Origin of the sequence: Mesorhizobium sp. Ca11 (assembly GCF_020165275.1) — a bacterium.
In the GTDB taxonomy this organism is placed as follows: domain Bacteria; phylum Pseudomonadota; class Alphaproteobacteria; order Rhizobiales; family Rhizobiaceae; genus Mesorhizobium.
This window is the reverse complement of record NZ_JAIUHU010000010.1, coordinates 79,715-103,604: the sequence shown is the minus strand read 5'-3', so window position 1 is coordinate 103,604 and position 23,890 is coordinate 79,715. Positions and strand designations below refer to the sequence as shown.

General features: G+C 62.1%; 24 protein-coding genes, 1 tRNA gene and 1 pseudogene. 14 read left to right on the top strand and 12 right to left on the bottom strand.

Annotated features, from left to right (window positions below):
• From LB538_RS18950 to LB538_RS18935, 4 genes are read right to left on the bottom strand one after another with little or no spacing between them, the layout of a single operon-like run.
• Positions 1 to 594 carry a HupE/UreJ family protein gene (locus LB538_RS18950; RefSeq protein WP_224525752.1) on the bottom strand — a complete coding sequence of 198 codons (594 nt, stop codon included), beginning with the start codon at positions 592 to 594 and terminating at the stop codon, positions 1 to 3.
• A 25-nt stretch (positions 595 to 619) separates the two neighbouring features.
• On the bottom strand, positions 620 to 874 hold the full coding sequence (locus tag LB538_RS18945; protein WP_140756795.1) for a DUF1272 domain-containing protein: 255 nt from the start codon (positions 872 to 874) through the stop codon (positions 620 to 622).
• A 12-nt stretch (positions 875 to 886) separates the two neighbouring features.
• The gene (locus LB538_RS18940) at positions 887 to 1,189 is read right to left on the bottom strand and encodes an urease subunit gamma (RefSeq protein WP_041003069.1); all 303 of its coding nucleotides are present in this window, start codon (positions 1,187 to 1,189) and stop codon (positions 887 to 889) included.
• Positions 1,190 to 1,210: 21 nt separating this feature from the next.
• Positions 1,211 to 2,092: an urease accessory protein UreD gene (locus tag LB538_RS18935; protein ID WP_224525755.1), complete on the bottom strand. Its 882-nt coding sequence runs from the start codon at positions 2,090 to 2,092 to the stop codon at positions 1,211 to 1,213.
• 203 nt (positions 2,093 to 2,295) lie between these two features.
• On the opposite strand from LB538_RS18935, the gene LB538_RS18930 reads away from it, so the two are divergent.
• The 3 genes from LB538_RS18930 to LB538_RS18920 all read left to right on the top strand — a co-directional run bounded on the left by LB538_RS18930 (position 2,296) and on the right by LB538_RS18920 (position 4,601).
• On the top strand, positions 2,296 to 2,550 hold the full coding sequence (locus tag LB538_RS18930; protein WP_041003067.1) for an acyl carrier protein: 255 nt from the start codon (positions 2,296 to 2,298) through the stop codon (positions 2,548 to 2,550).
• Positions 2,551 to 2,554: 4 nt separating this feature from the next.
• Positions 2,555 to 3,763, top strand: coding sequence for a beta-ketoacyl-[acyl-carrier-protein] synthase family protein (locus LB538_RS18925; protein WP_224525758.1), 1,209 nt, complete (start codon positions 2,555 to 2,557; stop codon positions 3,761 to 3,763).
• Positions 3,764 to 3,896: 133 nt separating this feature from the next.
• Complete coding sequence (locus LB538_RS18920) at positions 3,897 to 4,601, top strand: glutathione S-transferase family protein (protein ID WP_224525761.1); 705 nt, start codon at positions 3,897 to 3,899, stop codon at positions 4,599 to 4,601.
• A gap of 418 nt (positions 4,602 to 5,019) precedes the next feature.
• Here the strand turns inward: LB538_RS18920 and LB538_RS18915 are convergent, their stop codons facing one another.
• The 4 genes from LB538_RS18915 to LB538_RS18900 all read right to left on the bottom strand — a co-directional run bounded on the left by LB538_RS18915 (position 5,020) and on the right by LB538_RS18900 (position 9,534).
• Positions 5,020 to 5,340 carry a hypothetical protein gene (locus tag LB538_RS18915; protein WP_224525766.1) on the bottom strand — a complete coding sequence of 107 codons (321 nt, stop codon included), beginning with the start codon at positions 5,338 to 5,340 and terminating at the stop codon, positions 5,020 to 5,022.
• Positions 5,341 to 5,490: 150 nt separating this feature from the next.
• Positions 5,491 to 6,117 carry a nucleoside triphosphate hydrolase gene (locus LB538_RS18910; protein WP_140843669.1) on the bottom strand — a complete coding sequence of 209 codons (627 nt, stop codon included), beginning with the start codon at positions 6,115 to 6,117 and terminating at the stop codon, positions 5,491 to 5,493.
• Positions 6,118 to 6,378: 261 nt separating this feature from the next.
• Positions 6,379 to 7,485, bottom strand: coding sequence for a hypothetical protein (locus tag LB538_RS18905; RefSeq protein ID WP_224525769.1), 1,107 nt, complete (start codon positions 7,483 to 7,485; stop codon positions 6,379 to 6,381).
• Between the two features lie 240 nt (positions 7,486 to 7,725).
• Complete coding sequence (locus tag LB538_RS18900) at positions 7,726 to 9,534, bottom strand: tetratricopeptide repeat protein (protein ID WP_224525772.1); 1,809 nt, start codon at positions 9,532 to 9,534, stop codon at positions 7,726 to 7,728.
• Positions 9,535 to 9,852: 318 nt separating this feature from the next.
• On the opposite strand from LB538_RS18900, the pseudogene LB538_RS18895 reads away from it, so the two are divergent.
• Positions 9,853 to 10,701: pseudogene (locus tag LB538_RS18895) on the top strand (D-alanyl-D-alanine carboxypeptidase family protein); the annotation flags it as partial.
• 208 nt (positions 10,702 to 10,909) lie between these two features.
• Here LB538_RS18895 and LB538_RS18890 read toward each other — a convergent pair.
• Positions 10,910 to 11,359, bottom strand: coding sequence for a universal stress protein (locus LB538_RS18890; protein ID WP_224525779.1), 450 nt, complete (start codon positions 11,357 to 11,359; stop codon positions 10,910 to 10,912).
• A gap of 500 nt (positions 11,360 to 11,859) precedes the next feature.
• On the opposite strand from LB538_RS18890, the gene LB538_RS18885 reads away from it, so the two are divergent.
• The 6 genes from LB538_RS18885 to LB538_RS18860 all read left to right on the top strand — a co-directional run bounded on the left by LB538_RS18885 (position 11,860) and on the right by LB538_RS18860 (position 17,929).
• Positions 11,860 to 12,783, top strand: a complete 924-nt coding sequence (locus tag LB538_RS18885; RefSeq protein WP_224546579.1) for a DUF1003 domain-containing protein — start codon at positions 11,860 to 11,862, stop codon at positions 12,781 to 12,783.
• 210 nt (positions 12,784 to 12,993) lie between these two features.
• Positions 12,994 to 13,070 (top strand) — tRNA-Arg (locus tag LB538_RS18880).
• Between the two features lie 363 nt (positions 13,071 to 13,433).
• Positions 13,434 to 14,549: a Fic family protein gene (locus tag LB538_RS18875; protein WP_224525781.1), complete on the top strand. Its 1,116-nt coding sequence runs from the start codon at positions 13,434 to 13,436 to the stop codon at positions 14,547 to 14,549.
• The gene (locus tag LB538_RS18870; RefSeq protein ID WP_224525784.1) at positions 14,533 to 15,774 is read left to right on the top strand and encodes a hypothetical protein; all 1,242 of its coding nucleotides are present in this window, start codon (positions 14,533 to 14,535) and stop codon (positions 15,772 to 15,774) included. The genes LB538_RS18875 and LB538_RS18870 overlap by 17 nt, the downstream gene beginning before the upstream one ends.
• A 53-nt stretch (positions 15,775 to 15,827) precedes the next feature.
• Positions 15,828 to 16,067: a hypothetical protein gene (locus LB538_RS18865; protein ID WP_224525787.1), complete on the top strand. Its 240-nt coding sequence runs from the start codon at positions 15,828 to 15,830 to the stop codon at positions 16,065 to 16,067.
• On the top strand, positions 16,049 to 17,929 hold the full coding sequence (locus LB538_RS18860; protein WP_224525790.1) for a nuclease-related domain-containing protein: 1,881 nt from the start codon (positions 16,049 to 16,051) through the stop codon (positions 17,927 to 17,929). Before LB538_RS18865 ends, LB538_RS18860 begins: the two co-directional genes overlap by 19 nt.
• Here the strand turns inward: LB538_RS18860 and LB538_RS18855 are convergent.
• Positions 17,895 to 18,524, bottom strand: a complete 630-nt coding sequence (locus tag LB538_RS18855) for a hypothetical protein (protein ID WP_224525793.1) — start codon at positions 18,522 to 18,524, stop codon at positions 17,895 to 17,897. The genes LB538_RS18860 and LB538_RS18855 overlap by 35 nt on opposite strands.
• Before the next feature lie 119 nt (positions 18,525 to 18,643).
• Between LB538_RS18855 and LB538_RS18850 the strand changes: the two genes are divergently transcribed.
• Complete coding sequence (locus LB538_RS18850; RefSeq protein ID WP_224525795.1) at positions 18,644 to 18,880, top strand: helix-turn-helix domain-containing protein; 237 nt, start codon at positions 18,644 to 18,646, stop codon at positions 18,878 to 18,880.
• Here LB538_RS18850 and LB538_RS18845 read toward each other — a convergent pair.
• Positions 18,874 to 19,074 carry a helix-turn-helix transcriptional regulator gene (locus tag LB538_RS18845; RefSeq protein WP_224525796.1) on the bottom strand — a complete coding sequence of 67 codons (201 nt, stop codon included), beginning with the start codon at positions 19,072 to 19,074 and terminating at the stop codon, positions 18,874 to 18,876. The two genes, LB538_RS18850 and LB538_RS18845, sit on opposite strands and share 7 nt — an antisense overlap.
• A gap of 127 nt (positions 19,075 to 19,201) precedes the next feature.
• Positions 19,202 to 22,249, bottom strand: coding sequence for a Ti-type conjugative transfer relaxase TraA (gene traA / locus LB538_RS18840; RefSeq protein WP_224525798.1), 3,048 nt, complete (start codon positions 22,247 to 22,249; stop codon positions 19,202 to 19,204).
• 172 nt (positions 22,250 to 22,421) lie between these two features.
• On the opposite strand from traA, the gene LB538_RS18835 reads away from it, so the two are divergent.
• The 3 genes from LB538_RS18835 to LB538_RS18825 all read left to right on the top strand — a co-directional run bounded on the left by LB538_RS18835 (position 22,422) and on the right by LB538_RS18825 (position 23,862).
• Complete coding sequence (locus LB538_RS18835) at positions 22,422 to 22,748, top strand: conjugal transfer protein TraD (protein WP_224526215.1); 327 nt, start codon at positions 22,422 to 22,424, stop codon at positions 22,746 to 22,748.
• Position 22,749: 1 nt separating this feature from the next.
• Positions 22,750 to 22,968 carry a conjugal transfer protein TraD gene (locus LB538_RS18830; RefSeq protein ID WP_224525800.1) on the top strand — a complete coding sequence of 73 codons (219 nt, stop codon included), beginning with the start codon at positions 22,750 to 22,752 and terminating at the stop codon, positions 22,966 to 22,968.
• A 597-nt stretch (positions 22,969 to 23,565) separates the two neighbouring features.
• A complete protein-coding gene (locus LB538_RS18825) occupies positions 23,566 to 23,862 on the top strand; it encodes a protein-L-isoaspartate O-methyltransferase family protein (RefSeq protein WP_224525802.1) in 297 nt (98 codons plus the stop codon).
• The last annotated feature ends 28 nt before the right edge of the window (positions 23,863 to 23,890 follow it).

Here is a 23,890-nt window from a genome sequence, read left to right as displayed (position 1 = left end):
TCACAACACGCCGAAGGCGACGCCGACGCCGGCCGCCGCGTAAGCCGCACCTGCAGCGCGCGCCAGGCTGCGGAAGCGCATGCCGAGGCTGAGGGTCGCCGCGATGCCCACGGCATGGAGAAGGGCCGTCGCGGCGGCGAAGCCCGCAATGTATTCCAGCCCGCCGGCGTTTTCGGGCACTTCCGTGCCGTGGGCGTGACCATGGAACAGCGCGAACAGACCGATGACCGCGATCCCGGTCGAGACCGGCAGGTCGATCGCCAGCGCCACCAGCAGGCCAAGCGTCACCACGGAAGCGAGGATGCCGGGCTCGACGAAAGGCATCGGCACATGCAGCATGCCGAGCGCGCCGCCGGCCAGCATCAAGCCGACAAAGGCCAGCGGCCAGGCCCAGATAGCCTTGCCGCCCTTCAGCGCCGCCCAAAGGCCGACGGCGATCATGACCGTCATGTGGTCGAGACCGGACAGCGGGTGCGCGAAACCGGCGGCGAAGGACGAGGTCGTGGCGATGCCGACATGGGCATAGGCCGGCATGGCGGCCGCCAGGAAAAGGATCGCGGCAAGCGTGCTACGTTTCGTCGAAGCGGGGATCATCTTTCTGCCCTTCCAATTGAGCCGGTCAAGCGGCCTTGCGCGGGCCGCAGCCTTCGGCCTTGAGCACGCGCCTGGTCGACGGCGGATATTTCGTCAGCTTGGCCGCCGGCCGGATCGGCCGCGGCGCGAAATTGCCGCCGCAATTGGGGCAGACGCCACCCAGCACATTGTCCACGCAGTCGGCGCAGAAGGTGCACTCGAAGGTGCAGATCAGCGCATCGGTCGCTTCCGGCGGTAGATCCTTGTCGCAGCATTCGCAATTCGGCCTGAGCTCCAGCATCTGTCTTCCTCCTCACCGGATCGGTTCATGCACGGTCACCAGCTTGGTGCCGTCGGGGAATGTCGCCTCGACCTGGACGTCGTGGATCATCTCGGCGATGCCGTCCATGACCTGGGCGCGGGTGACGACATGCGCACCCGCCTCCATCAATTCCGCGACCGGGCGGCCGTCGCGCGCGCCTTCGACGACGAAGTCGGTGATCAAGGCGATGGCTTCGGGATGGTTGAGCTTGACGCCGCGCTCCAGGCGCTTGCGCGCCACCATCGCCGCCATGGCGATCAGCAGCTTGTCTTTTTCACGCGGCGTCAGGTTCATGCAACTTCCCGATATTTTAAATCAGAGTGACCACAATTTGGGCAGGCCCGCCCGCCCATTGAGCAGTTCGACGAGCGGAACCAGCCGCTTGCGGAGCTGGTAGCCGTCGCCGGCACAGAGCCTCGCAAGAAGCTTGCCAGATCGGCCGACGCGCCAGAAACTGGCGCCGCCCCAACCACCGATGGCGGGGCCGCCGATGATGGCGCGGGCCGGCTCCAGCAGACTTTCAGCCTGCGGCGACACCAGCAGCAATGTGGCGACGGCAAGCGCGCCGCCGGTCGCCGCCCGCCGCTGGAGCGTTGCGGCGATGTCCGGGCCGAGCCGGAAATCCTCCGCATGGACCAGCGCGCCGCCCTGGCGGACCCGCCAGCGGTCATGGAAACTGCCGTTGGTTGTCCGCTCGCCCATCGCCAGCCGGCCGAACAGCGTGGCTTCGAGCATCAATGCCTCGGCATCGTCGCCAAGCTCGACATCCAGCGTGCGGACGAAGGCGGCCCGGTCGAAAACGATGGTTTCCTGCGGCAGCCAGGCGATGCGGCCGCCCGGACCGACCCGCAGGTTGACGCTTGTCTCGGCCCTGTCGGCGGCGGCGCGATAGACCTTCTCGCAGGCCTGGGTGGTGACGGCGGCGGAGGCGTCGGCGCCGACCTCGACCGTCCAGCCGAGGCGATCGCCGCCGGTCAGCCCGCCGGCGGTGTTGATCAGCACCGCCTCGAGCGGATCGCCTTGCACCGCCGGCAGGCGGATCTTGGCCGATCCGTCCTGATAAAGCCGCCGCAGGCGCGTCCGGCCGCCGCTCTTGCTGCAGAAAAGCCTGCCCAGTCCGGCAACACGTTGCGGGGCAGGCAAGGGAGGGACGGCCAAAGGCGAGGCAGGCTGGGATGTCAAAGTGTTGCCGATCATGTCCATGATCCCAGGTTAAGCACTCCGGCGGCTTTGTCGATATCGCTTGTTGCTTGACATCGTTTCGGTTTCTATAGAGGGAAGCCACCTTGGAGCGGTCGCGCGGTGTCTGGCGAGGTAAGGGCAACGGCGTTTGTTGGGTCCGGGGATCAAAAAAGAGGCGCTGATCAGTTGGCGTCGGGCAACGACAGGGAAGGAACCGAATGGCTGACCAGCTGACGACCGAGATCATCGAAAAGATCAAGGCGCATGCCGATACCGGCGGCGAGGAAATCACCGCCAGCACCGATCTCGGCACGCTCGGCATCCATTCGCTGGAGCTGACCGAGATCATCTTCGATCTCGAGGAAAAGTACGGTATCGAGATCGAGATGAACACGGTCGATGCCTGGAGCAACCTCAAGAACGTCGGCGACATGGTCGAGGCGGTTCGCGAACTGATCGCGAAAAAAGCCTGACTGCATGCAAAAACGCGTCGTCATTACCGGTATTGGCGGGATTTGCGGGCTCGGCAACGATGCGGCGGCGATATGGGACGCCATGCGCGCCGGCCGCTCGGCCATCGGCCCTATCGACAATCCGTCGCTGCATGACCTCAAGGTCAAGACCGGCTGCGAAATCAAGCAATTGCCGGACCATGGCATCGACCGCAAACAAGTGGTGTCGATGGACCGCTTCAGCCTGCTGGCCGTGATCGCGGCGCGGGAAGCCATGCAGCAATCGGGCTTGACCGCACATGCCGACAACACCTACCGGATGGGCGCAATCGTCGGCATCGGCGTCGCGGGCTTCGAGACGATCGAGGAGAATTACCGCGCCATCCTGCTCGAAGGGCGCAACCGCGCCGCCATCTTCACCGTGCCAAAAGTGATGCCGGGCGCGGCCGCCGGCCAGGTCAGCATGAATCTTGGGTTGCGCGGCCCTGTTTTCGGCGCCACCTCGGCCTGCTCGTCGGCTAACCATGCGATCTCCTCGGCGGTCGACCAGATCAGGCTCGGCCGCGCCGACGTGATGGTCGCCGGCGGCACCGAAGCGCCGCTGGTGTGGGGCGTGCTGAAGGGCTGGGAGGCGCTCAGGGTGCTTTCGCCCGATACGTGCCGGCCGTTCTCGGCCGATCGCGCCGGCCTGGTGCTCGGCGAAGGCGCCGGCATGGCGGTGCTCGAAAGCTACGATCACGCGATGGCGCGCGGCGCCACGATTCTGGCCGAGATCGCCGGCGTCGGGCTTTCGGCCGACGCCTCCGACATCGTCGCGCCGACCATCGAGGGACCGGAAGCGGCAATGCGTTTTTGCCTGGCGGATGCCGGGCTCAATCCGGAAGATGTCGACTACCTCAACGCGCACGGCACCGGCACCAAGGCCAACGATCAGATCGAGACCGCGGCGATCAAGCGCGTCTTCGGCGAGCATGCCCGTTCGCTTTCGGTGTCGTCGACGAAGTCGATGCATGCGCATTGCCTCGGCGCTTCGGGCGGACTGGAGATGATCGCCTGCGTGATGGCGATCCGCGACGGCATCGTGCCGCCGACCGCCAATTACCGCGAGCCGGACCCCGAATGCGATCTCGACGTGACGCCGAACACGGCGCGCGAGCGCAGGGTGCGCGCGGCGCTCAGCAACAGTTTCGCCTTCGGCGGAACCAATGCGGTGCTGGCCTTCAAGACGGTTTGACCGCGGCCCACTGGTTGACTGTGTGTCCATGCCAAGCCGCTTGCCGGTGTATTGATCCCGGCCGGCCGGGATCCTAATTCTCCCTGACCCGCCATGAGCGCCGCCCGCCGCCGATCCGCATCCGGAGTTTGCGATGACCGACCTGTCCGCCTTTCCGATCGCCAAGCGCTGGCCGGCCAAGCACCCCGAGCGCCTGCAGCTTTATTCCGCCACGACGCCCAATGGCGTGAAGGCGTCGATCGCGCTGGAGGAGATCGGTCTGCCCTATGAGCCGCATTATGTCGATATCGGCAAGAATGAGAGTTGGACGCCGGAATTCCTGTCGCTCAATCCGAACGGCAAGATACCGGCGATCATCGATCCGGACGGTCCGGGCGGCAAGCCGATCGGCTTGTTCGAGTCCGGCGCCATCCTGCTCTACCTGGCCGACAAGACCGGCAAGCTCATTCCCGCCGATCCGGCGCGCCGCTACGAGGCGATCCAATGGGTGTTCTTCCAGATGGCGGCGATCGGCCCGATCTTCGGGCAGGTCGGCTTCTTCCACAAATTCGCCGGGCGCGAAATTGCCGACAAGCGGCCGCTGGAGCGCTACCGCGACGAGTCGCGGCGGCTGATCGGCGTGCTCGAAACGCGCCTGAAGGGCCGCAAGTGGATCATGGACGACGACTACACCATCGCCGATGTCTCGATGCTGGGCTGGGTGCGCAACCTGATCGGCTTCTACGAAGCGCGCGACCTGGTCGGCTTCGACGATTTCCCGACCGTCGCCGAGTGGCTGGAGCGCGGTCTGGCACGGCCGGCGGTGAAGAGGGGCCTGACCATCCCGGCGAAGGGCTGAAGTAGCTTCGGGAAACGTGCAGCGGTGGGGGCAACAAAAAAAGCCCTGCGGGCGCGCTTGACCGAGGTTGATCGCGCGGCCCATGCCGGGCTGGTTCGACCTCGGAAAAGGCGCTTTGGCTGAAGGTGGCGGTGGCTAAGCGGGCGCGGCTAGCGCCTGCGTTGGAAATTAGCCGAACCCCCGTGTCGTCGTCATACTCGGGCTTGACCCGAGTATCCATGCCGTGGCCCTTGCCGTAGAGTGCAACGGTGCAGAATTCTGTAACCGCAGCAACGCCTTAGCGTCACGGCATGGATTCTAGGGTCTGCGCGCGTCGCTTCGCTCCTTGCTCCGCCCTAGAATGACGACCGTGCTGTCGTGGTGGCCAATCGCGAAGGTCCGGCTCGGCGACTTCGCCGTCCGGAATCGCGTAAAGGGGCTACTTCGCCTTGGCCTTGGCACCACCGCGACCGAACACGGAAGCCGCGAGCCGCGCGGTGGCGACGACCGCTCCTGTGGCGACGCTGGCCACGGTGCGGATCGGACCCGGCCTGCTTGCGGCTGGTTTATGGGGCTTCTGCGCCTTGGCCGCGACCTTGTGGGCCGCGCCGGGCGTCACTTTCTTCGGCGCTGCCTTACCGAAGGTCGGCTTGGCGTCCTTCGATCGTTCGGCCGCCGCGGCGCCGGCTTGGGCTTGCGTCGTCCTGGATTGGCTGGCCCTGGCCTTTTTGGGCGCGGTTTTTCTGCTGTTCGTTGCCATCTGACGGCTCCTGCATTCTCGGTCGCAGTTTCGGAGGGAAAGCGTCCACCACCTTCCTGGAATTGCTCCGGCGCCGGACAATTCGGGATAGGGTCATAACGGCGCGAAAACCTTAAGGTTCCCGCCCAAAACTATTGAAAATTGAGCAGGTTAACCAATAACCAAGGAACCAACGACCATGTCGGCAGGCCGGCGCCGCGCCAGCACCCGCTCGATGTTGGGCATGTCGTTGGAGGCGATCCAGGCGCGGGCGTCCTCGTCGGACTTGCCATGTTCGCGCCAGCGCTCCATCAGGCGGCTTTCGAGCTCGGCCCGCGGCACGTCGACGAAGATGGTGAAATCGAACAAAGGCGCCAGCCGCGACCACGGCTCCTCGTCGAGCAGCAGATAGTTGCCCTCGACCAGGATGAACTTGGTGTCGGTGCCGACGATTTCGGCCGCCGCGCGTGACAGTTCCATGCTGCGGTCGAACACGGGAATCGCGATATCGGGTTCGCCGGAGCGGATGCGCTTCAAGAGCGTCTCGAAACCGGCGAAATCGAACGTTTCCGGCGCGCCCTTGCGGGGGCGCAGGCCGCGGCGGTTGAGAATGATGTCGTCATAATGAAAGCCGTCCATCGGTACGACCTCGGATGTGCCCTCCGGCAGCAGTTCATGCAATGCAGCTGACAGTGTCGACTTGCCGGAGCCGGGCGGACCGGCGATGGCGACGACGAAGCGCCTGGCTCCGCCGGCGCGCTTGAAGATGGCGGCTGTGATATGGGCGATCTCGGACATCGGCGGCTTTCCGGCTGCGGTTCAGCCGACATCTTGGCGGGTGTCGGCGGAAAATTCAAACCTTAGGACGTCGTTTAGACTGCAGCCTGGCAGTCGCATGCTGCCGGTTCATGCAGAAATCCAAAACGCCGGCGGGACAGCACCCCCCCTCTGTCCTGCCGGCAGGCCAGAGGGAGGGTGTGACGGAACTCGGCGTCACAGAGCAACTTAACCTTAGAGCTCCGCCCTGGAATGGCGAACTCTCAGGCGCTGGCCGACCTCTCAAGCAGGAACCGAGCGGCCGATGCGCAGGAACCCCCCGTCGAACGGCAGTTCCCGCGCTGCCCCGCCGGCAGCGAGGACACGCAGGCGGTCGGGCGCGGTTTCCAGACTCCCCGGCGGTTCGGTGTTCGCGAACGGCACCGCGCCGATGACATGGCGGAAGGAGACCGACCGCCCCTCGGCCAGCGCAAAGGCCGTCGCCACGCCTTCATGCTTCAGCCAGTTGTCGCCGAGCGAAGCGGCATGGCCGATCGCGGTGCGGCCGTCCTCGATGCCGAGCACGCCGAGATGGCGGCCGCTCCAGGGCGCGTAGTCGCGGCCGCCATTCGAGAACCACAGCATGGTGACCGGCAGCTCGGCCGGGTTCTTCAGCACCAGAACCAGATCCTGCTCGGCGCGCCGGGCAATAGCCGTCCAGCCCGGGCCGCCGTGATCCGCCTCGACCAGGGTGATGAAATCCTCGCGCCTGTCCTCCATGCGGTAGTCGGTAAGGTCGGTTGTGCCGCCGGCGGTAAGCGGGAATTTTGTGAGGTCGGCGGCGCGAGCCGGATAGGCCAGCATGAAGCGGCCGCGCGCCGGATCGGGCTCCGGCGGCATCGGCGGCGTGACGGCCATGCGCTTCGCAGAGAAGGCGAGCCGACCGCCGCCCGTCATCGCCGTCATCGGATGATGGGCGACGGAAATCGCGCCGGCGCCGCCGGAAAAGACGTGCTCCTGGTAGAGGAAAGGATGGCCATCGCGCAGCGTGAAGACCTTGTCGACAGTGGCGCCCATGACCTTGCGGCGCAGCCGGAAGACGGCGCGCCAGCCGCCGGGAACCGCGCCGTTGTCGACGACGTCCCACTCGCTGTTGGCCGGCCAGCCATGCAGGGGCGCGGTCTCGACGTCGCTGGTGGAGAAAGGCGCGCAGAGGAAATCGCCGGACAGGCGGACCGTGCCTTCGGGCAGGGTTTCCGGCAGGCTCTCGCGCGGCGTGCCGACCCAGGGCGCGCGATGCAGGGGCTTCAGGAGGCGGCCTTCGGCCTCGATCTCCATGGCACTGATGTGACCGACGGCAAGATCGAGCGAAACCGAGATGCCCTTTGCGCCGATGGTGAGCGTGTCCATGAATGCTTCCCGAATCTTTTCTCGCGGCAGCAAAGCCTGTCCAGCACCGGATACGCAAGCGTGATGGCTGGCAATTTGCATCAGGCGTTTTCGCCCCCGCCAACCTATCCTTCGTCATTCTAGGGCGGAGCAAGGAGCGAAGCGACGCGCGCAGACCCTAGAATGACGAAGGATAGGTCGCCGCTTCACGCGCGATAAAAAATCGCAAGAGAGGGGAACAGCGCCACGCTGAAAACGACCCTACTGCCTTTTATACTCCCTGACCGGCGACTTGGTGCCATCGGTATAGGTCACCTGCACCGCCATCGATTTCACGTCATCCTTGACCTTGAAATAGGGCTGGTAGTCGGACGGAATTGCATAAGGGTCCTTGGCGTCGCAGGGCGGCATCTTGATCTCCTTGTCGAGCGCGGTTCCGTTCAGGCTGTAATGCACTTGCCTGATGGCGCAGCGGAAGGAGAGCATCTGGGTGAAATAGACCAAACCGCGATTGCCGCCTGCGTCGAAGGCGATCCATGAGGTCCAGAATTGGTCGAGGATCTGCTTGTTGCCCTGCTGGAGCGCTGAATCTGGATCGAAGCGGATGTCGAACGGGCCGGTCTCACGACCGCGGATGTCGAGATATTTGATGCCGATGTTGGTCGCCGCGGTGCTGTCCGGCAATTCGAAGCTCGGATTGGGCATCGGCTTGCCGGTGCGCTGGTCGTTCATCGCCAGCATGCCGGTGTCGGTGAACGGACCATTGTCGCCGAACCGCCAGGAAATCGCCGTCGCCGGCTCGGGCAGCGAGATCGTCATCGACCAGCCGGCGTTGGAGCGCGTCGGCGTCAGCGTCGGCACGAAGCGCGACGGGTCGAGCACGTCGCCCAATGCCGTCAGCCGGGTGCGGCTGCGGTCGAGCCAGTCGGCCAGTTGGGTCTGATCGACGAAATATTTGAGCAGGCCGCCGTCTTTTTCGTACGAGACGAATTTGGTCAGCGCGGTCGCCTCGCTGCGCTTGTCGGCCAGCGTCTGGCTGCCCAGGCGGTCTTCCGAAAATTCCTGCGCCAGGAGAAAGTAAGCCGGCGCGTAATCCGGGTTGGCGGCGATGAAGGCGTTCAGCTTGTCGAGCCGCTGCGCGTCGTCGAACTGCAACAGATGGACGAGCTTGAGCGAGGGCGCCTTGGCCTTTTCGGCGAGCTGGCCGAACACTTCGCGGGCGCTCGCCTTGCCGTCCTGGACCCTGAGCAGCGTGGCAAAGCGCGTATAGGGGTCGATCGCATCGACATCGAAGCCGGCAAAGGCAAGATAGGAACGGCGGGCGTTGAGCATGTCGCCGGCCAGCTCGTAGACGCGGGCATTGTGATAGAACTCGTCCGGGCGCTTCGGATCGGCGATCGTTCCGCCTTGCGCCGCAAGCTGCGCGAAGCCCTTGGCGATGGTGTCGATAGAAGCGGCGATCTGCTCGGTGGTCGCCTGCAGCTTTTCCACCTGCGCCTGCTGCCGTTGCTGGCCTGCGGCCAAAGTGTCGGTGGTCTGCTTCACCGCATCCACGGTCTTCTGCGTCTCGGTGCCCTGTTGGGTCTGCCTGGTCTGCGTCAGCGCGATCTCTTCGGTCGTCTTCGCTACCGTGTCGGTGGACTTCTTGACCGCTTCGACGGTCTTCTGCGTCTCTGTGACGGTCTTTTCGATCTTCGCCACTTTCTGCGAGACGATGCCCAGCGACTGCTGCAGCTCGGCCACCGCCGGCACGAGGCCGGCGATTACGCCATTCTGCGAATTCGTTTGCTGCTGGATGCCGTAGACGCCGCCGGCGATTGCCGCCGCGCTGGTGGCGAAGATCAGCGCCGGCATGGCTTTTGCCGCCAGCACCAGGCGCAGCACCATGGCGATGGCGATGATCAACGCCGCGACGGCGGCGCCGAGCGCGATATAGGCGGCAAAGGGTCCGAGCGGGTTGAGCACGTCGCCAATCGCGCCGCTGACAAAGGCGAAGCTCGCCGCCCATTTGCCGGTGCGGCTAAGCGATGCCCGCAGAAGCGAGGTGGTACCCGTGGCGATTTCCGACATTGCCGATCCCCCCAAAAACCAAGCCGGGCGCATATTAACGGAAAGGAGGGGCGGAAGGCAAAGCGGGGACATCCTGCAACGCTGGCGATTGGCGAAAGCCTGCGCGACATCTGATCTCCCCCCTTGCGGGCCGCAAGGGGGGGAGATTGGCCGCTTCGCCGGCAGCGCGCACCCCGAAAACCTGGGCAAATGCCTTATTGCCGCCGTTAACCCATTGGACGCGGCACATGCGGTACGTTAGCTTCGCCGCATCTCAGCAACAGCTTTAGAACCGTCTTGCCCCGTCCCTTCCCTTTCCTTCAGAAACTCATCGCCGCGATGGCCCTGCTGCTGCTCGTCGCCGGCTGCACCACGGCCGCGCCGCCTGAAAGCGTGCTTGCCGTGCCGGCGAAGCCGCAGAAATATGCGGCGATCGTGGTCGATGCCTCGACCGGCAAGACCTTGTTCGAGGTGAACTCGAGGTCGCAGCGCTATCCCGCCTCGCTGACCAAAATGATGACGCTCTACATGCTGTTCGAGGCGCTCGAGTCCGGCCGCGTCACCAAGCAGACGCAGATTCCGGTTTCCGACCACGCCGCCTCGCAGCCGCCGACGAAGCTGCGCTTCCGGCACGGCGAGACGATCGACGTCGATTCCGCCATCCGCGCCATGGTGGTGAAGTCGGCGAACGATGTGGCGGTGGCGGTGGGCGAGTATCTGGGCGGCGGCTCAGAGGACCAGTTCGCCGCCATGATGACCGCCAAGGCGCGCGCACTCGGCATGACCGCCACCAATTTCCGCAATGCATGCGGCCTGCCCGACGACGGCCAGGTGACCACGGCCCGCGACATGGCGGTGCTGGGCATGGCGCTGGAAAAGCGCTTTCCGCAGCACTTCCACTATTTCTCCGAAAGCGACTTCATGTTCCGCGGCCGGCTGGTGCGCGGCCATAACGACATGCTGGGGCGCGTGCGCGGCGTCGACGGCATCAAGACCGGCTATATCCGTGCCTCCGGCTACAACATCGTCACCTCCTACAATGCCGACGGCAGGCATCTGATCGTGGTGGTGATGGGCGCCGACAGCGCGCGCCAGCGCAACAACCATGTCGAGGCGCTGATCCAGCGAAGCCTGGGGCCGACGACAGCCGATGCCGGCCAGCCCAGGCTGATGTATTCCGGGCAACAGCCGGCCTCGCCCGTGCCCGGCATGGCGCCGCCGGACTCGGCTTTGCCAGGGCTGCCGGCACCGGGTTCCGCGTCCCCTGCGTCGACGCAGGCTGGCCAGCCGGCGTCCGACCTGCCGTCGCCGGATTTGGCGTCGCCCACTTCGCCGCCGCTGCTGCCGACGCAGTAGTATGGCGCGCTCGACGTCCAGCGCCTCGCCGTCCTAGGACCTACCGAACCACCAGCACCGGGATCTGCGTCAGCGACACCACCTCCGCCGTCTGGCTGCCCAGCACAAGGCGCCCCAGCCCGCGGCGGCCATGTGAGGCCATGACGATCAGGTCGCAGGCCTCCGCGGTAGCCACCTCGAGGATCGCCTCGGCGGGGGTGCGGTTCTCGATGTGCAGGGTTTTCGAACCGATGCCCTTCGCATCCGCCTCGGCCTTGCATTTGTCGAGCAGCTCGCGGGCAAATTTGCGCGCGCTTTCCCGGTAATTGGTGAGCTCGTCGGCGGCGACATAGCCGGCCATGGCGCCGCCCCAGGCCAGCGTCGGGAACGGCTCGGAGACGGTGACGAAGACGACAGTGGCGCCGAGCCCCTTGGCCAGCTCAAGCCCGTGGGCGACGCCCTTTTGGGCGAGTTCCGAACCGTCGGTGGCAATCAGGATTGTCTTGTACATGGTGGCGATCCCTCATTTGCGGGGCGCTGCGCGCGGCCCAGGTGGCGGGAGCCTGAACGGTCAGGCCTGATCTCGATATAGTCAGCCTATCAGGCCCGCCACAGGGGCCAGGTTGATCCGGATCAAGGCCAGGGGGCGGAGACGATTGCTCCAGGGTGGTGAGAAATTGCCGACGGCGCTCCCCCTCTCCGTCTCGGCTTCGCCGAGCCACCTCTCCCCCGCCTCCGGCGGGGGCGAGGAACCCAGGATTGCGAACGGCGCGGCAATGGCGATTGGCGTTTCCTCGCCCCCGCAAAGCGGGGGAGAGGTGGATCGGCGCGAAGCGCCGAGACGGAGAGGGGGCTGCGCCGACCTGTGCGATCGCGGCGCGAAGGTCGGCGAAGAACGCACCCTGCCCCCCATCACAAGAACTTGTTCCGTCACACGCTTTTCATACTGACCATGGATATGCCGCCGGCTTGGCGTATCGTATCGCAAAGCCTCGAACAGGAGCACCGACCATGGCCAGCGACCCGAAGGCAGCCGCGCAGAAGCAGGCGGACAACGAGAACGACGTCGCCGGCGAATATCTCGAGGCGGAAACCGTGTTGGAGGATGCCCAGCACGGAGCCGACGAGATCCTCGAAGCGCCGGAAGTGCCGGATTCCGAACCGCATGTGCCCGGCCGGATCAAGCCGAAGAAAAAACCCTCGGCGATCAGCGGCCGGAAATTCCGCAAGCGCGACCTGGTGCGGATCGACGACCTCAGGCCCAGCCTTGCCGACCGCATCCGCTCCGACCATCCCGACCTGCCGCGCGGCGCCCGCATCAGCCGCGAGGAGCTCGGCCGCTACCGCATGCGCTACATGGAGGAGTTGCTGCAGCAGGAGCACGGCGAATTCTCCGAGCTCGACCGCCAGGTGGTTGAATCGATCGCGAGACAAGACACGATCTCGGAAAACTCGGAAGAGGAGTTCGAGGAGCACCGCTCCTTCGCCGACCGCGTCTCCGACACGATGGCCGAGTTCGGCGGCAGCTGGTGGTTCCTGATCTCGTTCGGTACCGTGCTTCTGGTCTGGATCGGCATCAACCTGATCGCCGGCCTGGCGCACGCCTTCGATCCCTACCCGTTCATCCTGCTCAACCTTCTGCTCTCCTGCATCGCCGCCATCCAGGCGCCGGTGATCATGATGAGCCAGAAGCGGCAGGAAGCCAAAGACCGGCTGCGCTCCTTCAACGACTACCGCGTGAACCTGAAAGCCGAGCTCGAAGTGCGCCACCTGCACGAAAAGCTCGACTATTTGATCTCGCGCCAATGGCAGCGGCTGGCCGAAATGCAGCAGATGCAGCTGGATGCGATGCACGAGCTGACCGCGGCGAAGAAGGTGAAACGCGCGACACGGGCGGTGCGGCGCAAGACGGCGAAGGCGGGGGCGGAAGGTTAGGCCAATTCCTCGCCCCGCCAGAGGCGGGGAGAGGTGGCTCGGCGAAGCCGAGACGGAGAGGGGAGCGCCCTATCCGACAATCCTCCGTCAGACAATCAACCCGCAGCCTCCCACCCAATCGCCAATTGCCCGTTGAAGCCCGCGGCGGCTTCCGCTAAGAAGCCGTGGCTGGCCGGCTCACCGGCCGGTTCGTTTTCCGGTTTCCGGGAAGCACCCGTAGCTCAGCTGGATAGAGCGCTGCCCTCCGAAGGCAGAGGTCGCAGGTTCGAATCCTGCCGGGTGCGCCATTTTTATACTGTCAAAACAGGTGGTTAGCAAGGTATTTTTCCCGCGAGACGAGGTCGGGAAGTGCGTCGCGGAAGCACCACGGAAGCAGTCGGACATGTATTCGGGCTAGGCTTTGACCGATCACTGTGGAGTCAGACGCCCATTCCGCGCCAACTTACCACTGGTTCGCGGCCGGGCGCAGCTTGTGGCTCCGGCTAAGGCCCAACTCTACTCATGGGACTGTGGTTTCTTCACGGTCAATATGTCGAATTTCTGCAGAGGCGGCCGGAGACTGTCTAACGGGTGCTGGCTGAGGCATAGATCAGATTGCTATAGCTCACCTTTTTCGATATCATGAGTTATAGAAAGGCGCTCTATAGCTCATGGCATGGAATTGGGAGCAGGCCGACTGGCCGCATTTTACCTACGACAAGATGGCATTGGACCCGCTGGAAAGCGAGTTCCTATTGCGATCGGGCGAGTTCCTGGGCGTGTTTCGCCATGTCGGCCCCGATGACCGCGACCAGATCCGCATCGATCTAATCAGCGAAGAGGCCTTGAAGACATCCGAGATCGAGGGTGAGTATCTCAACCGGGAAAGCCTGCAATCATCCTTGCGGCAGCAGCTTGGGCTCGGAGGCGAGAATAGGCGCATACCGCCCGCCGAGCGGGGCATCGCCGAAATGATGGCCGACGTGTATCTGCATTTTGCCAAGCCGCTCTCGCATCGCACGCTCTATGCCTGGCACAAGATGGTGATGTCCGGAGAGCGACGCATCGAGACGATCGGCAACTATCGCCAGCACGCCGATGCCATGCAGATCGTCTCTAACCGGCTGGACAAACCCAAAGTGCATTTCGAGGCGCCGCCCTCATCGCGCGTGAAAGCCGAGATGGACGCCTTTACCATCTGGTTCAACGATACCGCGCCCAAGGGTAAGACTCCGCTTCCCGCGCTGACGCGCGCCGGTATCGCGCATCTTTATTTCGAGAGCATCCATCCGTTCGAAGACGGCAACGGCCGCATAGGACGCGCGCTTTGCGAAAAGGCGATGGCGCAAAATCTGGGCGAGCCGAGTCTCATCGCGTTGGCCTATACGATCGAACGTCATCGCAAGGCTTATTACGACCGGCTGGAAGCCAGCAACAAAAGCAACGCGATTACCGACTGGCTGCTATATTTCGCCGACACGATCCTCGAAGCGCAGCGCGTAACGCTTGCTCGTGTCGAATTCTCCGTCGCCAAGGCCAAATTCTACGAGCGCCATCGGGATCAGTTCAACGAGCGCCAGGAAAAAGTCATCGCTCGAATGTTCCGCGAAGGTATCGACGGCTTCAAGGGCGGTCTTAGCGCCGAGAATTACATCGCCATCACCCAGGCGTCGCGCGCTACGGCGACGAGGGACCTGCAGGATCTGGTTGCCAAGAGTGCGCTGACAAGAACTGGTGAACTCCGACACACACGTTACACGCTGAATATTTGTGACGATCGTGCGTAAATCCCATCGAAAGAAGAGGCAGGCTGTCAAAGAGCCTGCTTGCCTCAACATCAGTGAATGGCGGGCAGCTACCCGGCAGGAAGTGGTGGAATGGGTTACGCGCGACAGGAAGCCTAAGAAGAAGAAAGGCGGCGCCATTCTCGCGGTCAGGTCACGGCTTAGGCCGGTGGATATCTACTGTTATCTGAAAGCTCGCTTTGGCGAACCGAACGGTTTTCAAAACTTTCTGCGCAAGGATGACAGCGATAACTGGATACACTGGGACTACAGCCTCAAGGCCGGCGAGACCGACGTGTATATCTTGGGCATGTCGCGCGAGATTCATATCATGGTCGGCGAGGCGCTCACGCACCAGCAGTGGCGGGACCTGATTGTCGGTATTAGAACGGACTATGCGAGGATCGGTCCGCAGAAATCTGCCGTACTACAGAGCCTGGAAAAATTCGTCGTCTTTCAGAACAAGTTTGTCAGTATCGCGGGCCTGTGCGCCGACTTGCACGCAGCTATTATCGACGCCCCGGCAAAGACGGCTTTTCCAGAAAGATCGCCAGGTGCCAAATCGCGGCTGAAAACTTTGGAAAAAGCCATGCAAGGAGTATCCACACGTGCGAACGACCTCTTCGGGAACTGTCTAAAGCTTCACCTTCTGATGCCGGTTATGGCCGAGGCCTTCATCAATATGGTGATCCTCATGTTCACCCGCGATGAAATCCGGAATGCCCCTGAAGCCTATCAGGCCTTCATCCGGGCTAAGATTCCCGACCGCCTCGCGCTGCTCAGCCAGCATTGCGATGGCTTTGCACGCGATATCGACAAGAGCACCAATGCCTATGCGCATTTCATGCGAGTCATCGATAAGAGAAATTTCGCATTGCACGGTAATGTCGATCCTATCCGCGAGCAGATCGAGGTGGTCTATTTCGACGGCAGACGCCCGCTCTTCAATATGCCAGGAAACCATGTCGAAAGGTTCTTCGAGCATCTCGAAGCGATTCATCGACCCGAAGAGATCGTGTCCGATTACGAAGCCGTCCACGCATTTCTGTGGGAAATTACGGAATGCCTGAAGCCTCGCACGCAGACGTTCTTCAAGCAAGTCATTGGGGACGCATACCCCGGGTTCGAAGTCCATAAGAAGCGGGCTACTCGCATCCTGCCCGACCATGTGATGATGGGTATGTTGCCAAGTGTGCTCTACGACGACGACCTCGTTGTTAAGTGGTGAGTGAGTCGATTCTTTGGCCCAATAGCTCTAGCCCACATAAGAATTGGCGCGACATGACAAACATGGAATTGGGAAACCCAGGGCGACCAAAGGCGCGTTCTCTCGAAAATATATTCGACGACTTGCGTGTTCTCGCGCAGAGCCCCGGGACATTGCATGATATTTCCGCCATCATGTATCGCGACTGGATCGTTGCTATTGATTTGCGAGAAGCTAAAGTTGCCGACGATCCAGAAAAGCGCTGGTCTACCACCAAGCTAACAGCAATGAGTTCATGCTCTTGCTCGGGCTGATGGTTCAGTCCGCGTCGGATTGCACTTACTCCATCGTCAATACTGACATCGATTTTGCAGACAAAGCTGACAGACTTCTCAGGGAATTCCACGACCGGCTCACATTGGATTCGATGCCGAATTTCAGTGATCCTGGAAAGATCGAAAGGGCTCTGGGCGCCGCGGCTCGGGAAGCCATTTATTACGGTGCTGACAGCTTCTTTCTCCATCAGCTAGAGCGTTTTGCCCGAGACCGATATCGCGATGATTTTGAATGGCTGATCCGCAATGCTGGGCTTTCAGCGCGTCCAATGGTCGAAATTGCACGGTTCATCATGGAGCATACATCGCGGCAGATGTCAGCGATCAACGCGAGGAAGGAGGATGGAACGGTTCCGACCAAGGCAGATTTAACGGACAGCCTCTTAATCGCCAAAGCCGAGCTGATCAAGAAATTCGGTGCCAGCAAGGCGAAGGCCTTCATGGCCAAGTTCGCAACCCCTGTCACAAACGCAAATGCCAACTTCACGTCTGCGTTTGTTGTGAATCAAGCCAATCTTGCGCCGCTGATCGATATTGGGGAGCATCTCTATGCACCAAACGCATACAGGCTGGCTGAGAGCGTCTACGAGAGCCCGACCTATTGGATGATAGCCGACAAGACATATGTCGACATAGCAGCCAAGCATCGAGGTGCCTTTCTGGAGAAAGCAGCTGCTGACCTCTTTCGATCGGTATTCGGCGCGGCGAATGTGTATGAGAACGTCACGATCCAGCCAAGCAAAAAGAAGACAGCCGGCGAAGCCGACGCGCTCATAGTTTACGGCGAGTTCGTGATCGTCGTGCAGGCGAAATCCAAGCGTGTGACGTTAACGGCAAGAGCGGGTGATGAAGAGGCATTAAACAAGGATTTCGAAGGCGCCATTCAAGCCCCATACCGCCAAGCCTACGAGTTTGCCGAGCTAGTCCAGGCCGGAGCGGAATGCAAAACGAAAGACGGCAAAGCACTGACGTTCCCACCAACGGTGCGGGTGTTCCCTGCCGTCATATTGAGCGACGCTTTTCCTGCTGCGACGTTTCTCTCAAACATCATGCTGAAGAGAAGCGACAGGATCGCGCCCGTCATTTGGGACCTAGGCGTTCTCGATTGTGTGGCGCGCATGCTGCCAAAGCCCATCGAGTTTCTTTACTACCTTAAGTGCCGCTCGGACGTTTTTGATAAGATGCATTCGGATAGTGAATACAATTTTCTCGGCTATCATTTGAAATACAAACTGGCGATGGATCCTGAATATGACTTCATGCATCTTGAGAAGGATTTTGCCGAAATCGTCGAGGATTTTATGATGCCGCGGGACGTCGGGGTGAAGACGGTTCGCCCAGTTAGCATCCTTGAGCGGTTGGACATTCCGGTTATCTCCGAATTGTTCAAGAGCCTGAAGACGGCACCCCCCGAACTGGCATCGGTAGTCATCGACCTCTACGATTTTTCCTATGGCTCGCTGACGGACTTATCTAAAACCGTGCTGGCAATCCGAGAAGAAGTTGCGGCGGGCAAGGAGATGAAATCGTTCTCGATTCTAACAGAAACAGGCGGTCTTACCTACTTGGTTTGCCGGACTCTGAACGACAAAATATGGCTGGCCGCTGAGGCAATCGGCCAAAAACACAAGTACGATTCGAAGCGAGATCGATGGTACGTCATCGTGGACGACATCAGCACATCAGCGCCTGTCGATGCGGCCCTCCCGCTGGTGGAGAAGTGGCATGAGGATGCTGATCTAGCCGAAAACTCCCGCAAGGTAGACGAACTATTCAAGACCAAATGGCAGCCACGTGCCATTCTCCCTAGGCATCAGAAGAATGGGCCGAAGTTGACATGACTTGGCATTCATTTGGGGATTGAATGACGCGGGAGGGGTGCACGGAGAACCCCAATTGAAGGTTGGCGGCCCGGTTTTCCAGACCGACGAGGTTGGCCGCGATCGCTTGATATTGCCTGCAGTCCGCCTGAACGACGGATCGCTCAGGCCGCCCAAGCGGTAGGCTGCCGGCGATTTTCTTCAAGTCGTCGAGGATCGAAGCAATATGCGGCCAGGGAAAGTCTGTTGGATCGTCGATATCGCGATCTGCGCCAGCGATGATTTCGAGCTTGGCGACGATGCCAAGAAGCGACCGCGCCTGTATGTGGGGAAGTTTGTCCTGAAGCTTTAAAACCGCCGTTGTGGCCTCGACCTCCGCTTGGCAAGCGATCGAATAGCCGACTTTCTCATCGATCGCTTTTGGGTCTGCAGCGCCGAGAACGCGCCTCTCTAGGCGCTGTTGAAGTCGGCAAAGGACATGCGAGACATGCTGCGCCCGCGCCCAATCTCGCAGCAGTTGAATTGCAGGGTCTGCATCCGGCAACCGGTCCAACGCGTTGGCAGTCTTGCCATTCGTGACGGGAGGCATAGTCGTGCTATGGTCGGAATCAGCCATGATCCGAGCTCCGCAAAGCCTAGGCGTGGTCAGACCGTTGGAGGCGGACGCACCACTTCCAACTGTCGTTTCCTAAAACAAGCATATTTGCGCTTTTTGTGCAACAGGGCATTTGAACAATGAAGGTAAGTGCGGCCCAAGTTCGCGCGGCCCGTGGGCTCCTCGACATTTCTCAGCAGGAACTGGCGGATTTATCCAAGGTGAGTTTGAGGACGATCGTGCAATTCGAACGTGGTTCGAAACCCGCATCTGAATCAATCCTCCAAGCGCTGAAGCTGTCACTCGAAGCTGCCGGAATAGAATTCATTCCAGAGAATGGTGGCGGCCCGGGCGTGCGCTTGTCACGCAATCACTGATCTTCTGTTCGCCATGCGACGGGATTTTCGATCCATTGATTTACGTCTGATTCCCGCCAACCCGCACCGTTGACGCTGATCTTGATCTGAGCCGGGAATGTGCCTTCGGCGATTTTGCGGTACATCGTTGAGCGGGACAGGCCGGTCCGCGCCAGAACGGTTCTAAGGCGAATGATACGATCCGGTTCAGGCATGACTGCGTTGCCTTCGCTGAGAGCATTTGGCACCTGTTGGAACCAAACAGGACAACCCAAGGCTCGCAGGCAATCAGATTTGTCATCTGATCGATTTGGGGCGTCGGAACGGCGGCAAATCGGATGTTTAGATTCCTATGCCACGCCCGCTGCCAATGCCGTGGTTGAACGCGAGTTCCACACCCAGACGCCGGCCGGATTCGACTTGGATGCCGAGCACCTTCTTGTGATTGGCGAGTAGCGATTCGAGTTGGGGATCGCGTTCAAGGCCCTTGGCCATATCGGACATGGCCGCACGCGTTGACTTGTAGCCGGACATGTCGCCGGCCTGATATTGCTGCTGTGCCGTCCGATCGAGTCTTTGCCAACGTTCCACGAACAGGTCGGCGCGGCGGCCGGGATCGATGTCCATCCCGGTGCGGATTTCCGTCTCAAGCTGGAGAGCAAGCACGATGCGGTTGACGCGGCCGGCACCCGCCTCGCGGACAAGTTCGGGATTTTTCACATATGCCGCTTCGGCATCGCGCCAACCATGCGGCCGCACCTTCTCGAAAGCGCTACGCGCATCTCTCAATTCGCGCATCTGCTCGGGACTGCCCTGCCCGTCTGCATTTCCGGTACTGAGGATCGCGTCGAGCGCACGCGCGTGCCGAACAAGCGCCTTCGTGCGAGCGCTGCGCAATGCCGCTTCCGCGTCCACCGGCACATTCACGTCGGGCGGCACGCCTGTGGCGAGATTTCCTCCGCCGGGCGTCCGGCCTGCATCTCCGATCCACGCGCCAACACTTTCCCTCGCCGGCCCAGGTCCACGTTCCTGCATCGGCTCGCCGTCTTCGGGAGAGCGCAACCCGTCCAGCAGCCCGCCAATCCTGTCACGCAGCTTCTCCGGAACGATCCGGCGCACGATTTCGACCACACGCTGTCGAAAGGTGATCCCGCGTCGCTCGGCATAGGTCTGCGCCGGGTCGACCTGGTCGTAGTCCGACGCCATGTCCTTGGCGCGATCGCGTGAGAGCGTGCGGACGAGCCGGTCTCGTGTCGCGAAGTCGTCGCTGCCGTAGTGCAGTTCCATCCCGTCGCGATGCCGCGACAGGGCAACGTAGCTGCCATGGGCATCCATGCCCGGCGTTGCCAGCACATGGGTCCGGTCGACGGTCATGCCCTGAGCCTTGTGGATGGTCGCGGCATAGCCGTGGTCGATGTGGGCATAGTCTTTCAGGTCGAAGCGCACCGACCTGCCGTCGTCGGTGCGAGCCGTCATGCTCTGCGTGCTGACCTCTTCGATCACACCGAGCGTGCCGTTCTTGACGCCGAGCGACCGCTCGTTCCGCAAGAACATCACCCGGTCGCCACTGGCAAAGTTTCTCGCGCCGCGTTCCACACCCACGTGAACATCGTCGCCGAGATCTCCAGCAACGCGCATGCGCTCGCGCGCTGCCTTGTTGAGCGCGCGCACTTCGTCGTTTGTGTGAGTGAGGATGATGCGGCTTGCCTCTGGGTCTGCCTGCCTGTCGCGATCCCAGCGTTCGACCAGATCACTGCGGGCCTCATCGCGCGAGGCAGCCCGGTGCACCATTCCTCTGTCGTCATAAGCGCCGATCGCAGCGCCGATCCTGCCGGTCGCCAGATCGCGCGTGGCGTCACGCTGCCACTCCTCGCGCTGCCGGCGCACTTGACCGATTTCGACGCCGCCATGGCGCTCATGAATCGAACGGAATGCGGCGCCCGCCTCGATCGCCTGCAACTGCCGCGGATCGCCGACCAGCACGACTTTTGCGCCAACGTCCGAGGCGTGGGAGAGCACGCGCTCCAACTGGCGCGTGCCGACCATGCCGGCTTCGTCAATCACCAGGATATCACGCGCTTTGAGCAGATCGCGGCCCTGTCCCCAGCTGTGTTCCATGCTGGCGATTGTTCTCGACGAGATGCCCGAACCGCTTGTGAGATTCTCGGCCGCAATGCCGGAAAGTGCCGCGCCTCGGACCTCAAAGCCCGCTGCCGCCCATGCCTGGCGCGCAACACCCAGCATCGCGCTCTTGCCCGTTCCGGCAAAACCGACAACGATTCCAAGACCGCGGTCATCTGTGATGTGATCCAGTGCATCGGTCTGCTCGTCAGAGAGAACAAGGCTACGATGCTTGGCATCCGCCAACGCCGTCGCACGATCCCGGTCACTCACAGCATGCTGCCGCTCGCCGGCCATGCGTTCTGCCGCGCGATGCAGGCGCTGTTCCGTTTCGATCATTTGCCGGGTGGTGAAGCGATCGGCACCGCGTCCGTCCTTGCCGAGTTCGACCAGATCGGGTGCGTTGCCGATGGCTGCCGCCACCGTGTTGAACTGCTCCATCCCGTCGCTGTGTCGGTGCGAGAACTTCGCAATGTCTTTTCGGGTGAAGGTCGATTGCTGATGCGTGAGGGCATCCAGCGCCACGGATGGATCGGCAATAATGCGATCGCCATTGTTGCGCGCGATCTGGCGGTGCAGTTCGGCGCGATCCGCTTCAATGCCGGCAGCGTCAAGGCCACCGCCCTCGATGCGTTGCGCCGGTGCACCAATCTGGGTTTGCGGCTCAAGGGCAATGCCCTGGGCTTCCAGACTGCGATGGTCGATGCGGGCGTCTATGTCGAGTTCGGCAAGCCGCTCATTGGCAAGCTCGGCCCATCGCTCGCGCCAGCGCTCGACCAGCTCAGTGCTGTTCCAGTCGCGGACTTTCGGACCAAAGCCGTTCTCGTCCACCGACCGCATGGTCAGCATGACATGAGCATGAGGTTTTGGACTGCCATCCTCTGCCCTGTCCCAATGCACATTGAGATCGGCGACCATGCCCCGGCTGACAAACTCGGCCTGCACGAAGTCGCGCGCCAGTCCGATGCCTTGCGCGTGGCTTAGTTCGCGTGGAAGGGCAAACTCCACCTCGCGGGCAAGCTGCGCATCCTTCCTCACCTCGAAAGCCTCGACGTCGTTCCACAGCCGTTCGCGGTCGCTCCAGGCGCCCAGTGCATTCTCTGGCAAGATCACCTCGGAATGGACGACACCGCGCTTAGCCGAAAAGTCATGGCTGCGTTCGATGCGCTCGTCGCGCAGCCGCGAGGCCGAGCGGTAGGCGGCCGACGCCACGGCACTTGAGCCAGCTTTGCGGCCAATGACCTTGACGTGAAGATGATAGATCGCCATCGCGACCAGATCATTTGCACGGCAAAGCGAACGTCGGCACGACGTATAAGCGCGCCCTCCCTCGAAAAAATCTCGGGAGCGACCAGCCCGTCCCGGGCTGTCTCGGCAACCCTGAAGCCTTCAGGCAAGTGCTCGTCTATCATCGCCGCATTGACGTCAGATGGAGACGGCCATGCGTAAACCACGGGATTTCGACGCGGAACTGAAGGCACTGGAAGAAAAGGCGCGGGAACTCAAAACGCGAAAAGTGCAGCAACTCGGCGAACTGGTCATCTCGACCGGAGCCGATGCGCTCACCGCCGATGAACTGGCGGGCGCATTGGTCGCCATCGCCGAGGCGAAGGATGCCGGAAAAAGGGAGGCATGGGCGAAGCGCGGGGCCGCTTTCTTTCAAGGGCGGGCGCGGCGATCTGGGTCAGCGCTTAACCGCGACAACGGCAGCGCTCAAACGCAACCGGGCGGCGCGCAGTCGCCATCAGGCGACGCGGGCGCGGCATGACATGCGCATATGGCAGGTCGAGCGCCGCAAGCGCACGCGCCATCTGATCGAACTCGGCGGTCTCGTCATCAAGGCCGGGATCGTCGACCTGACCGGCGATGATCGTGCCACCATCTATGGCGCGCTGCTCTGGATGGCCGACAAGCTCAAAAGCGATCAAGGGGCACAGGCGCGGTCGCTCTGGGCAGCAAAGGGAAAGCAGGCGTTCGAGAATGAATGAAGTACATCAGCATCGCCAAATGACAGGGCCCGTTTGGCCGCCATTGAGACAGGCGGGCGCAAGGTCCTCGAACAGACGTGGGGCTCCTTATCGACCATTGAGCGACCCGCAACGGCAGATACCGATGTCTTGGTACTCGTCCACCAATGTCCAACAATAACTCTGGATCAGCGTTTCGCGTTGCGCGTCTGCCTAAAGCTTGCTCAGGCCCTCGCCGTTCAGCTGACGCACAGCTTCCATGACAACCCCGTGAAAGTCGTGCGACTCCCTCGCTGGGCCGGCAAAGCTGGCGCTTACCAGTTGGGCCATCAGTACGCGCAACACGGGACCCGATATCCATGCCGACAAGAATCGATGCTAGTGAAGCGCGCCGGTGGTTTGCCGAAGACCTGCGTGTCTCGTCACCTGTCTTGCACAATCCTGCGGTCATCGAGGCCTTCGCAAAGGTTCCGCGCGAACATTACCTTGGCAACGGGCATGCCGTATCCATTCGCGATTGCAAATCGGAGCGAGCCATACCAGCCCTTCAGCCGCACTTCATGAGATTTACCATGACGTTCTGGTCTCGCTTGACGAAAGACGCGGACTAACAGCGGCTTGCCGTCGCTTTGGGCCTTGGTTTTCGACCATCTGAACACCGCTCCCGGCCAGACCGTGCTTCAGGTGGGCGCCGGTGCCGGCTATTTCACCGCCATCCTCGCTGAGCTGACGGATTCTGGAGGACGCGTGATCGCCTATGAGATCGACGAAGAATTCGCGCGGCGCGCGCAAAGCAATCTTGCTCATTATGCCCAGGTCGAAGTGGTATCCGGTGATGCACCGCAGGCGGTTGATCTGCCGGACCTCGATGTCGTTATCGCCTTTGCCGGAGTAACGCACGTGCCGGAACGGTGACTTTCGAACTTGTCCGACGCTGGCCGGA

Coding starts and splice junctions, on each gene's coding strand:
- LB538_RS18940 (WP_041003069.1), bottom strand. CDS start 1,189: ATGAACCTGACGCCGCGTGAAAAAGACAAGCTGCTGATCGCCATGGCG.
- LB538_RS18915 (WP_224525766.1), bottom strand. CDS start 5,340: ATGGCAACGAACAGCAGAAAAACCGCGCCCAAAAAGGCCAGGGCCAGC.
- LB538_RS18900 (WP_224525772.1), bottom strand. CDS start 9,534: ATGTCGGAAATCGCCACGGGTACCACCTCGCTTCTGCGGGCATCGCTT.
- traA (WP_224525798.1), bottom strand. CDS start 22,249: ATGGCGATCTATCATCTTCACGTCAAGGTCATTGGCCGCAAAGCTGGC.
- LB538_RS18925 (WP_224525758.1), top strand. CDS start 2,555: ATGCAAAAACGCGTCGTCATTACCGGTATTGGCGGGATTTGCGGGCTC.
- LB538_RS18935 (WP_224525755.1), bottom strand. CDS start 2,092: ATGATCGGCAACACTTTGACATCCCAGCCTGCCTCGCCTTTGGCCGTC.
- LB538_RS18835 (WP_224526215.1), top strand. CDS start 22,422: ATGCGTAAACCACGGGATTTCGACGCGGAACTGAAGGCACTGGAAGAA.
- LB538_RS18850 (WP_224525795.1), top strand. CDS start 18,644: ATGAAGGTAAGTGCGGCCCAAGTTCGCGCGGCCCGTGGGCTCCTCGAC.
- LB538_RS18905 (WP_224525769.1), bottom strand. CDS start 7,485: ATGGACACGCTCACCATCGGCGCAAAGGGCATCTCGGTTTCGCTCGAT.
- LB538_RS18845 (WP_224525796.1), bottom strand. CDS start 19,074: ATGCCTGAACCGGATCGTATCATTCGCCTTAGAACCGTTCTGGCGCGG.
- LB538_RS18920 (WP_224525761.1), top strand. CDS start 3,897: ATGACCGACCTGTCCGCCTTTCCGATCGCCAAGCGCTGGCCGGCCAAG.
- LB538_RS18855 (WP_224525793.1), bottom strand. CDS start 18,524: ATGGCTGATTCCGACCATAGCACGACTATGCCTCCCGTCACGAATGGC.
- LB538_RS18860 (WP_224525790.1), top strand. CDS start 16,049: ATGCTCTTGCTCGGGCTGATGGTTCAGTCCGCGTCGGATTGCACTTAC.
- LB538_RS18830 (WP_224525800.1), top strand. CDS start 22,750: ATGCGCATATGGCAGGTCGAGCGCCGCAAGCGCACGCGCCATCTGATC.
- LB538_RS18930 (WP_041003067.1), top strand. CDS start 2,296: ATGGCTGACCAGCTGACGACCGAGATCATCGAAAAGATCAAGGCGCAT.
- LB538_RS18945 (WP_140756795.1), bottom strand. CDS start 874: ATGCTGGAGCTCAGGCCGAATTGCGAATGCTGCGACAAGGATCTACCG.
- LB538_RS18865 (WP_224525787.1), top strand. CDS start 15,828: ATGACAAACATGGAATTGGGAAACCCAGGGCGACCAAAGGCGCGTTCT.
- LB538_RS18910 (WP_140843669.1), bottom strand. CDS start 6,117: ATGTCCGAGATCGCCCATATCACAGCCGCCATCTTCAAGCGCGCCGGC.
- LB538_RS18890 (WP_224525779.1), bottom strand. CDS start 11,359: ATGTACAAGACAATCCTGATTGCCACCGACGGTTCGGAACTCGCCCAA.
- LB538_RS18885 (WP_224546579.1), top strand. CDS start 11,860: ATGGCCAGCGACCCGAAGGCAGCCGCGCAGAAGCAGGCGGACAACGAG.
- LB538_RS18875 (WP_224525781.1), top strand. CDS start 13,434: ATGGCATGGAATTGGGAGCAGGCCGACTGGCCGCATTTTACCTACGAC.
- LB538_RS18950 (WP_224525752.1), bottom strand. CDS start 594: ATGATCCCCGCTTCGACGAAACGTAGCACGCTTGCCGCGATCCTTTTC.